At 57.3% G+C, this 14,455-nt stretch carries 13 protein-coding genes; 7 read left to right on the top strand and 6 right to left on the bottom strand.

What is annotated here, in order from left to right; translation table 11 throughout:
- Nucleotide 1: 1 nt before the first annotated feature.
- The 6 genes from AC1Q7H_RS34700 to AC1Q7H_RS34675 all read left to right on the top strand — a co-directional run bounded on the left by AC1Q7H_RS34700 (nucleotide 2) and on the right by AC1Q7H_RS34675 (nucleotide 8,034).
- The gene (locus tag AC1Q7H_RS34700; RefSeq protein ID WP_492382253.1) at nucleotides 2-3,199 is read left to right on the top strand and encodes an efflux RND transporter permease subunit; all 3,198 of its coding nucleotides are present in this window, start codon (nucleotides 2-4) and stop codon (nucleotides 3,197-3,199) included.
- Between the two features lie 47 nt (nucleotides 3,200-3,246).
- Nucleotides 3,247-4,197, top strand: a complete 951-nt coding sequence (locus AC1Q7H_RS34695) for a cation diffusion facilitator family transporter (protein ID WP_492382252.1) — start codon at nucleotides 3,247-3,249, stop codon at nucleotides 4,195-4,197.
- Between the two features lies 1 nt (nucleotide 4,198).
- Entirely contained in the window at nucleotides 4,199-4,876 is a 678-nt protein-coding gene (locus AC1Q7H_RS34690; protein WP_025586292.1) for a heavy metal response regulator transcription factor, read from the top strand.
- Between the two features lie 24 nt (nucleotides 4,877-4,900).
- Nucleotides 4,901-6,274 carry a heavy metal sensor histidine kinase gene (locus AC1Q7H_RS34685; RefSeq protein WP_492382251.1) on the top strand — a complete coding sequence of 458 codons (1,374 nt, stop codon included), beginning with the start codon at nucleotides 4,901-4,903 and terminating at the stop codon, nucleotides 6,272-6,274.
- 117 nt (nucleotides 6,275-6,391) lie between these two features.
- Nucleotides 6,392-6,784 (top strand): CzcE family metal-binding protein, encoded by a 393-nt coding sequence (locus AC1Q7H_RS34680; RefSeq protein ID WP_492382250.1) that lies wholly within the window; start codon nucleotides 6,392-6,394, stop codon nucleotides 6,782-6,784.
- Between the two features lie 203 nt (nucleotides 6,785-6,987).
- Nucleotides 6,988-8,034 (top strand): bifunctional UDP-4-keto-pentose/UDP-xylose synthase, encoded by a 1,047-nt coding sequence (locus tag AC1Q7H_RS34675; protein ID WP_492382249.1) that lies wholly within the window; start codon nucleotides 6,988-6,990, stop codon nucleotides 8,032-8,034.
- A gap of 171 nt (nucleotides 8,035-8,205) precedes the next feature.
- Here the strand turns inward: AC1Q7H_RS34675 and AC1Q7H_RS34670 are convergent, their stop codons facing one another.
- Nucleotides 8,206-8,496, bottom strand: a complete 291-nt coding sequence (locus AC1Q7H_RS34670) for a hypothetical protein (protein WP_492382248.1) — start codon at nucleotides 8,494-8,496, stop codon at nucleotides 8,206-8,208.
- A 189-nt stretch (nucleotides 8,497-8,685) separates the two neighbouring features.
- The gene (locus AC1Q7H_RS34665) at nucleotides 8,686-9,750 is read right to left on the bottom strand and encodes a porin (protein ID WP_025586285.1); all 1,065 of its coding nucleotides are present in this window, start codon (nucleotides 9,748-9,750) and stop codon (nucleotides 8,686-8,688) included.
- A 296-nt stretch (nucleotides 9,751-10,046) separates the two neighbouring features.
- On the opposite strand from AC1Q7H_RS34665, the gene flgB reads away from it, so the two are divergent.
- Nucleotides 10,047-10,469 carry a flagellar basal body rod protein FlgB gene (gene flgB, locus AC1Q7H_RS34660; protein WP_492382247.1) on the top strand — a complete coding sequence of 141 codons (423 nt, stop codon included), beginning with the start codon at nucleotides 10,047-10,049 and terminating at the stop codon, nucleotides 10,467-10,469.
- 487 nt (nucleotides 10,470-10,956) lie between these two features.
- Here the strand turns inward: flgB and AC1Q7H_RS34655 are convergent, their stop codons facing one another.
- The 4 genes from AC1Q7H_RS34655 to AC1Q7H_RS34640 form a co-directional block, all read right to left on the bottom strand.
- Complete coding sequence (locus tag AC1Q7H_RS34655) at nucleotides 10,957-11,112, bottom strand: double zinc ribbon domain-containing protein (protein WP_277342456.1); 156 nt, start codon at nucleotides 11,110-11,112, stop codon at nucleotides 10,957-10,959.
- Nucleotides 11,113-11,475: 363 nt separating this feature from the next.
- Nucleotides 11,476-12,600: a glycosyltransferase family 2 protein gene (locus tag AC1Q7H_RS34650; protein ID WP_492382246.1), complete on the bottom strand. Its 1,125-nt coding sequence runs from the start codon at nucleotides 12,598-12,600 to the stop codon at nucleotides 11,476-11,478.
- On the bottom strand, nucleotides 12,597-12,968 hold the full coding sequence (locus tag AC1Q7H_RS34645) for a GtrA family protein (protein WP_025586280.1): 372 nt from the start codon (nucleotides 12,966-12,968) through the stop codon (nucleotides 12,597-12,599). The genes AC1Q7H_RS34650 and AC1Q7H_RS34645 overlap by 4 nt, the downstream gene beginning before the upstream one ends.
- Nucleotides 12,965-14,401: a glycosyltransferase family 39 protein gene (locus AC1Q7H_RS34640; protein ID WP_492382245.1), complete on the bottom strand. Its 1,437-nt coding sequence runs from the start codon at nucleotides 14,399-14,401 to the stop codon at nucleotides 12,965-12,967. Before AC1Q7H_RS34640 ends, AC1Q7H_RS34645 begins: the two co-directional genes overlap by 4 nt.
- Nucleotides 14,402-14,455: the final 54 nt, after the last annotated feature.

The following is a 14,455-nucleotide window of genomic DNA, read 5'->3' as shown; positions in this document are numbered from 1 at the left end:
AATGTTTGAACGTATCATTCGATTTGCCATCGAGCAGCGATGGCTGGTACTGCTCGCCGTCTTCGGGATGGCTGCGCTCGGCGTCTACAACTACACGCGTCTGCCTATCGATGCAGTGCCGGACATCACGAACGTCCAAGTTCAGATCAATACGTCGGCACCAGGCTACTCTCCCCTGGAAACCGAGCAGCGCGTCACGTATCCGATCGAGGTCGTGATGGCCGGTCTGCCCGGCCTGGAGCAAACACGCTCGCTGTCCCGCTATGGCTTGTCCCAGGTGACCGTCATCTTCAAGGATGGCACGGATATCTATTTTGCGCGGCAACTGGTGAATCAGCGCATTCAGGAAGCCAAAGAAAGCCTGCCTGAAGGCGTGGTTCCCGCGATGGGGCCGATTTCAACGGGTCTTGGTGAGATTTACCTTTGGACCGTTGAGGCTGAGGAAGGTGCACGCAAACCGGACGGCAAGGAATATACGCCGACGGACCTGCGCGAAATTCAGGATTGGGTCGTTCGACCGCAGTTGCGGAATGTCCCCGGTGTCACTGAGATCAACACCATTGGTGGCTTCGACAAGCAGTACCAAGTTGCGCCCAGTCTTGAACGGCTTGCGTCGTATGGGCTCACGCTAACGGACGTGGTTAATGCACTGAACAAGAACAACGACAACGTCGGCGCCGGCTATATCGAGCGCCGCGGCGAGCAATATCTGGTTCGTGCGCCCGGCCAAGTCACATCTGAAGACGACATCCGAAATATCATTGTCGGAACGGCACAGGGCCAACCCATTCGCGTCCGCGACATCGGGGATGTGGAAATCGGCAAGGAGTTGCGCACCGGGGCCGCCACCGAGAACGGCAAGGAAGTCGTCCTTGGCACGGTGTTCATGCTGATTGGCGAAAACAGTCGTGCGGTGTCTCAGGCCGTCGACGAGAAGGTCGCCGCTGTCAATCGTACGATGCCCGAAGGCGTCAAGATCGTGACGGTCTATGATCGGACGCGTCTGGTGGACAAGGCCATCGCCACCGTCAAGAAGAACCTTCTTGAGGGCGCCGTGCTGGTCATCGTTATCCTGTTCCTGTTCCTTGGCAACATTCGGGCGGCACTGATTACGGCGCTTATCATCCCACTTGCAATGCTCTTCACGTTCACCGGCATGGTGAACTACAAGATCAGTGCGAACCTGATGAGTCTCGGGGCACTCGACTTCGGGATCATCATCGACGGGGCGGTGGTGATCGTGGAGAACTGCGTCCGTCGTCTTGCGCACGCCCAAGAACACCATCGCCGGCCGCTGACACGTACCGAACGGTTCCATGAGGTCTTCGCGGCGGCGAAGGAAGCGCGGCGACCGCTGATCTTCGGTCAGCTCATCATCATGATTGTGTATCTGCCAATCTTTGCGCTGACCGGTGTTGAGGGAAAGATGTTCCACCCGATGGCTTTCACGGTGGTGCTGGCTCTCCTCGGCGCGATGATCCTATCCGTGACCTTTGTACCGGCAGCCGTGGCGCTCTTCATTGGAGAGCGTGTCGCCGAGAAGGAGAACCGCCTCATGCAATGGGCCAAGCAGCGATATGAGCCGGTGCTCGAAAAGTCGCTGGCGAACACTCCCGTGGTGCTGACGTTTGCGGTCGTATCCATCGTGCTCTGTGTCGCGGTCGCTGCACGACTTGGTAGCGAGTTCATCCCCAACCTCAATGAAGGGGATATGGCAATTCAGGCGCTGCGCATTCCAGGCACGAGTCTGTCGCAATCGGTCGAGATGCAGAAGGAGATCGAAGTCGCGCTAAAGGCTAAGTTCCCCGAGATTGACCGGGTGTTCGCGCGTACCGGTACCGCGGAGATCGCCTCCGACCCGATGCCGCCGAACATTTCGGACGGGTACATCATGCTCAAGCCGGAAAAGGATTGGCCGGCCCCAAAGAAGACGCATGCCGAACTGCTGGCTGCGATCCAGGAAGAGGCCGGCAAGATCCCGGGCAACAACTATGAGTTCTCCCAACCTATTCAACTGCGGTTCAACGAACTCATTTCTGGCGTGCGTTCGGACGTCGCCATCAAGATCTTTGGTGACGACAACAATGTGTTGAACGAAACCGCAAAGAAGATGGCGGCGGTGCTGCAGGGGATCCAAGGGGCACAGGAAGTCAAAGTAGAGCAGACGACCGGCCTTCCGATGCTGACCGTGAACATTGATCGCGAGAAGGCAGCCCGCTATGGTCTCAATATGAGCGACGTGCAGGACGCAGTAGCGACGGGGGTGGGCGGTCGAGAGTCAGGAACCTTCTTCCAGGGGGATCGACGCTTTGACATTATCGTCAGGCTACCGGAAACCGTGCGCGGTGAGGTCGAGGCGCTCAGGCGGCTGCCGATTCCGTTGCCAAAGGCTGCGGCCGCGGATGCGAGAACTACCTTCATTCCGTTAAGCGAAGTCGCAACGCTTGAGTTGGCACCGGGTCCTAATCAGATTTCGCGTGAGAACGGGAAGCGTCGTATTGTCGTCAGCGCAAATGTGCGCGGACGGGATATCGGCTCGTTTGTCCCAGAAGCGGAAGCCGCCATCCAGAGTCAGGTAAAGATTCCCACCGGATACTGGATGACGTGGGGCGGAACCTTTGAGCAACTGCAGTCGGCCACGACGCGCCTTCAGATAGTGGTACCTGTCGCGTTGATGCTCGTCTTTGTCCTGCTCTTCGCGATGTTCAACAATGTGAAGGATGGCTTGCTTGTATTTACGGGTATCCCATTCGCATTGACGGGAGGCATTCTGGCACTGTGGCTCCGTGGCATTCCGCTATCCATTACCGCTGCAGTGGGGTTCATTGCGCTAAGTGGCGTGGCGGTGCTGAACGGCCTGGTGATGCTGTCGTTCATCCGATCCTTGCGTGAAGAAGGACACTCGTTAGACAGCGCGGTCCGTCTGGGAGCCTTGACGCGACTGCGTCCGGTGCTGATGACGGCATTAGTCGCTTCGCTTGGCTTTGTGCCGATGGCGATCGCAACGGGGACCGGCGCGGAAGTACAGCGGCCGCTGGCCACGGTGGTGATTGGCGGGATCCTATCGTCAACCGCGCTCACGCTGCTCGTCTTGCCGGTGCTCTACCGCCTGGCGCACAGGAAAGACGAGGACGCCGAGGAATCGCCGGTATCCGCAGGGGAGAAGCTTCAGGGGCAGGAACGTCAACAGCCAGCTTAAGGCATGAAGTGGGCGGCTTGTGCCGCCCACTCATCTAAGGAGCCACGATGGGTGCAGGACATTCGCATGACCAAGCCGGCGGCAATGAGCGATCGTTGAAAATTGCCCTTGCCTTGACCGGAACATTTCTGATTGCCGAGATCGTTGGTGGCGTGCTGACCAATAGCCTGGCACTGATTTCCGATGCGGCGCACATGTTCACCGATGTTGTGGCACTGGCGATTGCCTTAGCCGCCATCGCTATTGGCAAGCGTCCCGCAGACAAAAAGCGCACCTTCGGGTACTACCGATTCGAAATCTTGGCAGCAGCCTTCAATGCGCTGTTGCTTTTTGGTGTCGCGATCTACATCTTGTATGAGGCGTATGTCCGGCTAAAGTCACCGCCGTCCATCGAATCGATGGGCATGCTGTGGGTGGCGATTCTGGGACTGATTGTAAACCTTGTCAGCATGCGAATGCTGTCCGCAAGGCAGGGAGCGAGCCTAAACATACGGGGGGCCTACCTGGAGGTATGGAGCGATCTGCTGGGTTCGATCGGCGTCATCGTGGGTGCCATCATCATCCGATTCACGGGATGGGGATGGGTCGATTCAGCCATCGCCGTATTAATCGGGCTGTGGGTATTGCCGCGGACCTGGATTCTGCTTAAATCAAGTCTCAATATTCTTCTAGAGGGCGTACCGGAAGGCATAGATTTGGCACGCCTGGAGGTAAGCCTCACGCAAGTCAAGGGAGTCAAAAGCTTCCATGATCTGCACGTTTGGGCGTTGACAACTGGCAAGGCGAGTCTGAGCGTGCATATCGTCAATGACCCAGCAGTCAATCCGGAAGTAGACATGTTACCGGCCATACGATCCCTGTTGGCGGAAGACTTTGACATTCACCACGTGACTATCCAGTTCGAGCTGTCGCCATGTGCTCAGGCGGCATCGCAGGAGCACGTTGCCTTTTGGCGAGGCGTCCACGGTACAAGTTCAAACCTTCAAGGAGATAACTAGCGTGCGGGTGCTGGTGGTGGAAGATGAGGCACGTACGGCCGAGTATTTGCAGAAGGGGCTGACGGAGTCCGGCTTCGTGGTTGACATCGCGACGACTGGTGGCGATGGCATCCACATGAGCGAAATGACAAACTATGATGTGATCATTCTCGATGTCATGCTGCCGGGCGCCGACGGGTGGACGGTGATTAAGGCAATTCGGGCCAAGGGAGATACACCGGTTCTGTTTCTTACTGCGCTCGATGACGTGGCTGATCGTGTAAAAGGATTCGAGATGGGCGCGGACGACTACCTAGTCAAGCCTTTCGCGTTCGCTGAGCTGCTAGCTCGTATTCGCCGTTGTCTGCGGCAGAGCACGGCGAAGGAGTCGGAGCGTCTGCGCATCGCAGATTTGGAAATCGATGTGTTGGGGCGTCGCGTCTACCGAGGTTCGGAGCGGATTGAACTAACGAACCAAGAGTTCACCTTGCTGCATTTGCTGATGCGCAGGCGGGGAGAGGTCCTTTCGCGTACGACAATCGCATCACAAGTATGGGATGTGAACTTCGACACCGATACCAACGTGGTGGATGTCGCAATTCGGCGATTGCGTGCCAAGGTCGATGATCCGTTCGATGAGAAGCTCATTCATACAGTGCGCGGCATGGGGTACGTGCTGGACCCCGATCGCAAGCGATAAGACATGTTGCGAGGTAAATCGGTGATGCCCCTCTCCCTGACGGGGCGTCTTGCACTGTTTTTTGCTCTCGTGGTGTCGGTTGCGCTAGCGAGTATGGGGGCCTTCGCATACTATTCACTCGCCGTGCAGCTCCAATCCCGTGATGACGAGGTGATTCGGGGCAAGCTCGAGCAAGTCGAGCACTTCCTACGGGAGGTCGATGGCATTGAAGATGTGCCCGCTGCCCAACATAGGTTTGACGACATGGTCAGGGGCTATGCTGATCTGATCGTTCGCGTCTCCGCGCGTGACGGCCGGCTGCTCTTCAGCACTGCAGATGGAGCGCCGCGAGATTTCGGCCGGCCGGGGCGCGACGGCGGAGACCCCTTTTTGGGATTGATACGGTCAGCCGACGCGGTGCTTGGTAAGGATGGCACCCGAGTTACTGTGATCATTGGCGCGACTGGCGAAGACAGGCGAGAGGTCACTGGGCGTTTTCGGACCACGCTGCTGCTCGGCACGACGATTGGCGTTGTGCTGACGGCGATGGCCGGTGCCGCTATCACGCGCCGCGAATTACGGCCAGCGCACGCACTGATCAAGCAGATTAACCGGATCAGCGTCGAGCGACTCAGTTACCGCGTTGAGATTCCGTTCAAGCCAACCGAAGTACAAGATATTGCGAGGGCCTTCAACGCGATGCTGCAGCGACTCGAAGACGGTTACGTCAAGCTCTCAAGATTCTCCGCCGATCTCGCTCACGACTTGCGCACACCGTTGAATAATTTGATTGGTCATGCCGAAGTGGCGCTGTCGCGTGACCGGACACCTGCGGAATATGTTGCTTTAATCGAAGAAAGTCTTCTGGAATACCAGCGCCTTGCGAGAATGATTGATGCAATGCTCTTCTTGGCGCGTGCAGATAGTGCGAAGGTTACGTTGGATGTGTCCACGATTTCTTTACATCGGGAGTTGAAGAAGCTGTCTGCCTACTTTGAAATGCTTGCCGAAGAGCGCGGCATTGCCATAGTGGTGAACGGCGATGCCACCTTGGAAGTGGATAGCATCCTGTTCCAACGCGCTATCCACAATCTTCTTTCGAATGCCATTCGGCATGCGCGCTCGGGAACGACGATCAAGATTGCGGTCGTGAGAGAGGAGGCCGGTTGTCTCATCGAGGTGGCGAACTGGGGCGACACAATCCCCGAGGAGGATTTGGCGTTCATCTTTGAACGTTTCTATCGGGGTGACGCGGCGAGATCAAATTCTTCTCAGTCCACAGGGCTAGGACTTTCTATTGTGCGCTCGATCATGGACCTGCATGGGGGCCGAGCAGAGGTGGTGAGTGAGCCCAATGGAGCGACGCGATTCCGACTATGGTTCCCTACCACCCGACCGAACAACCTGGCATTGGGCTGAACACATAGAGGTTTTAACGATCGAGATTGCCAAAAAGTAACGGCGCAGCAAGGATGCTGACCTTCGCGCGTTCATACACTGCTTCTATAAAAGCTGTATATGTGAAAGGAGCATGACATGAACGTGAAAGGAACGGCAGTGGTATTCGCCGCGGTCGCACTGGGCGGTCTTTCGAGTGCGTATGGGCTAGGGATGGGTGCACAACAACTGGTAGCCCAAGCTGAGATGCGAAGCCCGTCCCCCGTCAACCGCCACGCTGCGCTGTTCGGTTCGCCCGCGCAGCAATCCTACGCCACCCGCACCGTTGCTGTGGTGCCAGGCATGCGGTACGTGAATGTGGACTCTGGCGAAACCGTGGCATTTCGTTCCGGCGAAAAACTGGCCGCGTGGACGTTCACAGAGAGTATTTCGGGAACGAGTGTGGATCTCGGCATGCTGATGCCAGACATGCCAGGTGCTGCCGGGGTTCGCGTCTATATCGAGCGCAGCAAGCTGTTTACTGGTGGATGAGCGCCTTGGTTGAACGCTAGGTGTTCTCAAGGTGATTAGCGTTGCCCCGCGTTGCGGGGCAACTTGTTTTCGGCGCCGGGGCTACGGCCTCGGGATCGACAAGCCCGACGCGGTTGCACTGGCGAGATCTGTCATCGGCTGCGCGCAGCGCATCAGACAAGGGTATGTAATCCATTAACGGATTTCTATGGAGCACTAGCAATATGAAGAAGGTCCTAATTCTCGGCGTCAACGGCTTCATCGGCCATCACCTGACGCGCCGCATCCTGGAAACCACGCCGTGGGAGGTCTACGGCATGGACATGAACACGGACCGCCTGGGCGACCTCGTCGACCATCCGCGCATGCACTTCTTTGAAGGTGACATCACTATCAACAAGGAGTGGATCGAGTACAACATCCGCAAGTGCGACGTGGTGCTGCCGCTGGTGGCCATCGCCACGCCGGCCACCTACGTGCGCCAGCCGCTGCGCGTGTTCGAGCTGGACTTCGAGGCCAACCTGCCGATCGTGCGCGCCGCGGTCAAGTACGGCAAGCACCTGGTGTTCCCGTCGACCTCTGAGGTCTACGGCATGTGCAGCGACGAGGAATTCGATCCGGAAGCCTCGCCGCTGGTCTATGGCCCGATCAACAAGCCGCGCTGGATCTACGCCTGCTCCAAGCAGCTGATGGACCGCGTGATCCACGCCTACGGCATGGAGCAAGGCCTGAACTACACCCTGTTCCGCCCGTTCAACTGGATCGGCGCCGGGCTGGATTCGATCTTCGAATCGAAGGAAGGCTCGTCGCGCGTGGTGACGCAGTTCCTGGGGCATATCGTGCGCGGCGAGCCGATCAAGCTGGTCGACGGCGGCGCCCAGCAGCGTGCCTTTGCCGATATCGCCGACGGCATCAGCGCGCTGATGCGCATCATCGAGAACCCGGGCGGCGTGGCCACGGGCAAGATCTACAACATCGGCAACCCGGGCAATATCCACTCGGTGCGCGAACTGGCCGAGATGATGCTGAAGATGGCCGCCGACTACCCGGAATACGCCGACGAGGCGCGCAAGACGCAGATCATCGAGACCTCGTCGGGCGACTTCTACGGCAAGGGCTACCAGGACGTGCAGCACCGCGTGCCCAGGATCGACAACACCATGGAAGAGCTGGGCTGGAAGCCCGAGGTGAACATGGAAGCCTCACTGCGCCGCATCTTCGAAGCCTATCGGGGCCACGTGACCGACGCGCGCACGCTGGTGGGGCAGTAAGAGATCAGCCCTGTCATCCAGGCGCGAGTGCCTTATAGTTCGGCAAAAAAAGACCTGCTTCTGGTGCAGGTCTCGAAGCCTTCGCCAATTTGCAGCGATAGGGCACCATGCGGTGGTGAAATCCGTTGAACCCACCGTGGCGCTATTGGGGCGCCACGGTGGGCTCGAATCTCACAGTGAGTTGATGTCCGACATCGGCATGCGTGCGCCATCCGTGAAGGTATCGCGAGGGCCAATGCGGGCGCCATCGCTGAACACGTCGCGCTTGTCAATGCGCGCACCGCCTGCATACACGTCATTGGTTGCGGTACGCGCACCGTCCGTGAAGGGATCGCGGGGCCGGTGGATTTGACCGTTACCGTGCGTGGCGGTGACATCCAGCGAAGCGGTTGTCGCATGGACAGAACCGATCGTCAGAAGGGAAGCTGCTGCAGCGATAATGGCGGTGGGGATTGCTTTCATGGTCTTTTCTCCTAGTCGAGTTGGCGAGTCCTTTTGTTTCGCCATGATTCAAGTGTAAAAAATGACCACCGACGAACAAATGACTCACTGATTACGATTTCGTCATTTACGCGGGAAAGAAAAAATGGCCTCCATGCGGAGGCCAAAACTCTCTTGCGTTGACAAGGGAGTGTCGATACTTTCAGGACCTCAGAACCTGTGACGCACGCCAATGACCGCCCCGGTCTGATCCTTGCCCGGAACGACATTGTTGGGTGCACCCGTGACCGAGTTGAAGCCGTTCACGCCCAACTGGGAGTTGCCGCGATTCAGTGCATAGCCGACGTTCATGTAGACATCTGTGCGCTTGGAAAGAGCATAGTCTGCTGACGCCACGAACAGGATTGGATCTGCATTCGAGTCGCGCGTATCCGTGTAGTACGCTGCACCGACAAGCGTCAGCGCTGGCGTCAGGCTATAGCGCAGGCCTGCCCAGTACAGATTCGAACGGTTGGTCGGCAGCGTGCCAACGTTACCGTTGTACCAGCGGTAGCCGATGAATGCCTTCGCGGGACCAATGGCGTAGCTGGCGCCAACCAGGGCGCGGCGGTCTCGTTGATTGGCAGTCGCGACTGTGGTGCCTTCAAACTGGTCATACACGGCGCCCACGGCGAATGCGCCAGATTCATACATCAGAGAGACGCCAAGATTGCGGTCAACCTTGAAATTGCCCGGAATCTCGCCGCCGCCAGTTCGACTGAAGCTATACAGACCGGATGCGGTCAGGCCGCCAAATGATCCACGGTACTTGATGGCATTGTCGGCACGGCCTGCGAGGACGTCGTCGCTCTTGAAGAGCGAGTAGCGAGGAGCGAATCCCATTGGATCCAGTTGAATGGCCGTGTCATACATGGGCGTCGTTTGACGACCCAGGGTGAGCGTTCCATACTTGCTGCGCAGACCAACGTAGGCACCGCGATCAAAGAGTCTAGTGCTGTTGTTCTGCGCCCCGGTGTCGAAAGAGATGCCGCTCTCGAGGTCAAAGACTGCCTGTAGTCCGCCGCCAAGGTCTTCCACCCCGCGAAGACCCCAGCGGGATGTGGACATGTTGCCGGATGTCATGCGGACCTGGTTCGATCCGCCAGAGGCGGACGGTACATTGTTGAGATACTCAATGCCTGCGTCTGCGACTCCGTAGAGCGTCACGCTGGATTGAGCGAACGCCGTGCCGGCGACCATGCCAAGCGCCGCGGCTGCTATGCGACAAATCTTCATTGCCTCTCCTCATTAAGTCAGTGACTAAATTCGTGCGCCGAGTATAGAAATCGGCAGATGACTGATGGATTGCGAGGACGTTACACAGCAAGAATCGTGGCTTTCATACGACAAAATCGGCGTCTTCGGTCGTGATGGTCGATGGAAGTCGGCTGGATGATCTGTTTGCGTCAGGTACCCTGAAATGATTGCAAATCAGTAATGAGAAACTTCTAGAAATTGAGCGTTGCTCGGGCGAAAGAGATCCAAGATCTCGATCTAATCTTTGGCTTTTTATGACTTTTAGGAGGTGTCAGGTGGAAACAGCTCCCGTTCCGACGTACGCGCAGAGTGGCGAAAGCATCCATGAGCAGGCGCTACGCCTTCGCTTCCGAAGGTTTGAGTTGCTGTCGTCCAACATTGCCAACGCCGATACGCCGGGGTACAAGGCACGGGACATCGACTTCAGCGCGGAACTAGAGAAGGCGATGGGAGGCGGGAAAAAATTGGCAACCATGACAACGACCTCACCACGACACATTGAGGCAAGCTGGCCGGAGATCAACGAGGACTTGCTGTACCGGGTGCCAATGCAGTCGAGTATCGATGGGAATAGTGTGGAAATGGATGTTGAGCGTGTAGCCTTCGCGGAGAACGCCGCGCGGATGCAGTTCTCGATTCAGAAGGCGGCTGACGAGTACCGGGACATGCTGAAGCTCTATCAGGATATGCGTCCCTAGCGCAACACACGTCACGCTAATTGGCGGGCTTCTTGGGGGAGGGCGCTGGCGAGGAAGCGCCAGTGGAGGACGAGTCGCCGGCGCTTGCGGCATTTTTTTGCTTTGGAGGATGCTTGACGAGGCGATGACGCGGATTGACGGCCAGAGCCAGCAGGTGCTCAGGCGATGCAGTGGCATCGCACATCGCCAGTAGAACCCCAACCCTGTCGGCATCGAGAGTCTCGTTGCTCAACCGGATTCCCATTGCAGGCGTTGACATGACGCAAGTAAACGCGGCTGAGTAGACGACGACGCTATTCATGAGAGGAACATTGTCGAGAGCAGGAGAAGGACGCAGTTCAACGATACGTGCGTTGAATGAAGCAAGGATTACAAGGTGATTACAGACTCGCAATGCCCGACTAGGACGAGGTCCTCACCCCGAGATGGCCGGTACGCCGCCACCTTCGCCTTTTCGCCATGGAGGATGACGGCGCTTCGCACCATATTATTTCGCCGCTTTGCCACAAGCAGCACAGAATTTTGCGCCGATCGGCAATGAGGCACCGCATTGGCTGCAGCTACTAGGGGTCAACGACATCCCGCATTGCTGACAGAAGCGGGCGCCGGCGGCGTTTGCTGCACCGCAGCCACTGCAGTTCATCCCACCGTTTTGAGGCAGCGGCGAAGGCGCCCCATAGCCGTAGTTGGCGTTACCGTGGCCGGTTCCGTGGTGCCTACCGTGGCTGCTGCTTCCATGGTGCCCGAAAAGCTTTTCCAAAATACTCATTTGTGACTCCCGTAGTAACCTTACGCGCTAACGAGGTTGCCAATCGAGTTCCGTCAATTTGCTTCCTTTCCGCGCGGCTATGGCTTCAGTAGATAGTCTGTAGTAGCTACAGGGTCAAGCGAAGGCTTCGGAAGGCGGGTGACTAAAGGTGGATTGACGCACTTCATTGCCAAGATGTAATCCGTGCGAAAATTGGTGGACATCTAATGGCGAAGCGTTCCCGGTTGAGCGTTCCGTCTATTGCAACGGTACCAGGCGGGATTTGGACAGGGCCGGCGTCGGATTTGCGTCATGGGGTGCGGCTTCAACTGGTCTGCGCCATTCGGCCTGGTACACGTATGGGAAGAATTGACGGTCGCATGGAGCTTGAACGACCGCTCGAGCTATATCGCCATCCATTTCAAACTGCGGCGTCGACGGTGCCATGTAGCTTGCGATCAGATACACCGGTCGTCGCTTGGTTTCGTTGAAAAGACGACCAACATATTCCCCCAGCACCCCAAGAAAGACAAGCTGCAGACCACCCAGTAGCAGCATGGCGGTCATCATCGAGGGATACCCCCGGACAGGATCCCCGAACAATAAGGTCTTTGCTACGATGAACACCGCCATGGCGAAGGATGGAATTGCCACTAAAAGCCCAATCGAGGTCGCAAGCTTCAACGGCACTGTGGAGAACGAGGTGACGCCGTCAATTGCAAAGCGAAGTAGCTTGCGATAGTTGAACTTCGTCTGGCCCAGTGCCCTCGCATCCCGTCGATAGTAGACTGCAGCCTGACGAAAGCCGATCCATGAGTAGAGCCCCTTCATGAATCGGTGTTGCTCCCTCAGTTGGCAGAGTGCAGATACGGCTCGTCGGCTCATTAGCCGGAAATCGCCGGTGTCAGCGGGTATATCTGTTTCGCTCAACCGACCCATCATTCGATAGAACCAATGCGCTGTGAACTTCTTCAGGAATGTTTCACCATCACGTGAAGTTCGAGTTGCGTAGACAACATCGAATCCCTCGCGCCATTTCTCAATAAGAGACGGAATCAGCTCAGGCGGATCCTGCAGATCGGCATCGATAACCACCACGGCGTCGCCACGCGACACATCGAGGCCCGCTGTCAGCGCAGCTTCCTTGCCAAAGTTGCGGCTAAGTTCGACCACGCCCACGCGTTCATCGCCGGCCTTGAGCTGCTGCAGGATTGCAAGCGATCGATCTCGGCTGCCGTCGTCGATATAGATGATCTCGTAGTCGGACGACACGTTCGCCATCACATGACAAAGGCGAGCGTGGAACTGTTGAAGGACGGCCTCTTCATTAAAGATCGGCACGACCACCGACATTGTCTCTGGTAGCGGGCTAGGGGTACTCATCGCACCTCTCCATTGGTGAACGTCCAATTTGCATGCAGCCCATAGTTGATCACCATGACTAGTAGCGTGGACGAGATTTGGGCAAGTAGGTAGTGGAGGCCAAGAGAAAGCCCAAGCCACACAAACGTCGAGTTAAGAGCGAAGGCGAGGGAGGCTACTGTCAGAAATCTACCGACTCGAGAACCTTGCCGCTCACCTTGTGCGAACACCCACCGGCTGCTAAGCCCGTAGTGGGTAATCATCCCCGCAACGCTCCCTAGAGCGGAGCTCAAGAGCGCGGCCGCGCCATAGTGCACTAGCGTTATCAAAGTCAAATAGTGCACCGCGGTTGCCGAGGCGCCGGCTACGATGAAGCGGGCGAATCTCATTGCCGCTGAACCAGGACGTTGGCGCCATTGCGACTGAGTTGAGTTGTCTCATTTCCTAACCTGGACTGCAGCCGCTGGAACGTCTCCGTCCGCATCACTGCGAGCTTGTGACCCGGCGATTGCCACCGTTTGACGAAGGCGTCCTCATTCGGAATCCACTTGCTCGGCTCCACGTCAAATCCCATGTCCAACTCGGATCTGGCACCGACAATCACTGGCGCCATTTCCGAGTAGAATGCGAGCCCCCTGTCTATTTGGCCGACGTTGAAGAGTTCGGTGTCACTGCGGGATGCGGCCTTGGCCTGCAGGCCAATTGGCTTGATGGACAAGGAATCGAAGGCTCGGGACGCCATCAGTCCGGCCTGAAGGCTGGCTAGTGTTGCGAGGGATGCGATGGCATACGCGCGCAGCGGGCGCCCACGCGTGGCAGTCGCAAAGGATATGAGTCCGCCGATCACCAGAATGAGCATAGTGATGCCTCCCCAATAGTGAAGCACACTAGGGTTGCTCAGTTCCCGCTTCAGAAGTACGGCTGACAGAGTAGGGTGCCACAAGAGAAGCCCGATTGCAGCGCCCAACACAGGCATGCTCAAAAAACTCATCCCCAATGTCGACGGCGCTGCCGACATCGCAGCTTGGGCAATCAATACAGCGAGCGGTGGGAACGCAGGGAGAATATACAGCGGCAGCTTGGACTTGGAGAGCGAGAAGAACACCAGGACAACCAGTACCCATAGCGAAAGAAACAGCCGGCTGTCGAATGACCTGGAAATTCGCGCATTTTTAGGGTTCAACGCAAATGTTCGAGGTAGTAGTCCAGCAAAGGGAAGCACTCCGACTAAAGTGACGACGATGAAGAACCAGAAGGGCTTATCTCGCTCATGGATCGAGGACGAAAATCTCGCGAAGTGCTCATGAATGAAGAAGTAGTTCAGGAACTCCGGGTTGCGCAAGGAGACTATGGCGAGCCATGGCGTGGAGACAAGCAGGGCGAGCAGACTCCAGCGCCAGAACTTGGCGCTCAAGAAACTTGCATATTGTCGAGTCAGGCAGGCGTACGCCAGTAGGGTTGCAGCGGGCAACACGACCGCGATTAGTCCTTTGGCAAGGAAGGCCAACCCAACAAGTAACCAAACCACGGGATACAGTCGGGAGTCACTCTTCTGGAACGCCACAGCGAATACCAGAACGGCGCTTCCTAGAAGTGCACCCACGCCGATGTCCGTGGTCGTAAGGTTGGAGCCGAGAATCCAAAGTGGCGCGCCGGTCAGGGCCAGTGCCGCAGCGAACCCGATTTGGCTCCCATAGAGAGATCGTGCCGCCCACCAGGCGACTAGCACGCCAAAGAGTCCTACCAGAGCGCTCCAGGCGCGTGCCGTCCATTCGGACGGCCCGAAGAGTTCGTATGCACTAGCCCTACTTTCGCAAAGCAAGGCGCCGGATCGGCGCTCTTAGGCTGTAAATCATGACTGAATGGGCTCGGAAGT

This window comes from Cupriavidus sp. GW823-FHT06D04 (assembly GCF_058795055.1).
The sequence above is the reverse complement of the archived record's forward strand: the minus strand, read 5'-3'. Positions and strand labels throughout refer to the sequence as shown.

What these genes read in the sequence shown, in the direction of transcription:
- AC1Q7H_RS34645 (WP_025586280.1), bottom strand. Translation starts at nt 12,968, where the DNA reads ATGAGATTCGCCCGCTTCATCGTAGCCGGCGCCTCGGCAACCGCGGTG.
- AC1Q7H_RS34670 (WP_492382248.1), bottom strand. Translation starts at nt 8,496, where the DNA reads ATGAAAGCAATCCCCACCGCCATTATCGCTGCAGCAGCTTCCCTTCTG.
- AC1Q7H_RS34675 (WP_492382249.1), top strand. Translation starts at nt 6,988, where the DNA reads ATGAAGAAGGTCCTAATTCTCGGCGTCAACGGCTTCATCGGCCATCAC.
- AC1Q7H_RS34685 (WP_492382251.1), top strand. Translation starts at nt 4,901, where the DNA reads ATGCCCCTCTCCCTGACGGGGCGTCTTGCACTGTTTTTTGCTCTCGTG.
- AC1Q7H_RS34695 (WP_492382252.1), top strand. Translation starts at nt 3,247, where the DNA reads ATGGGTGCAGGACATTCGCATGACCAAGCCGGCGGCAATGAGCGATCG.
- AC1Q7H_RS34680 (WP_492382250.1), top strand. Translation starts at nt 6,392, where the DNA reads ATGAACGTGAAAGGAACGGCAGTGGTATTCGCCGCGGTCGCACTGGGC.
- AC1Q7H_RS34665 (WP_025586285.1), bottom strand. Translation starts at nt 9,750, where the DNA reads ATGAAGATTTGTCGCATAGCAGCCGCGGCGCTTGGCATGGTCGCCGGC.
- AC1Q7H_RS34655 (WP_277342456.1), bottom strand. Translation starts at nt 11,112, where the DNA reads ATGAACTGCAGTGGCTGCGGTGCAGCAAACGCCGCCGGCGCCCGCTTC.
- AC1Q7H_RS34650 (WP_492382246.1), bottom strand. Translation starts at nt 12,600, where the DNA reads ATGAGTACCCCTAGCCCGCTACCAGAGACAATGTCGGTGGTCGTGCCG.
- AC1Q7H_RS34700 (WP_492382253.1), top strand. Translation starts at nt 2, where the DNA reads ATGTTTGAACGTATCATTCGATTTGCCATCGAGCAGCGATGGCTGGTA.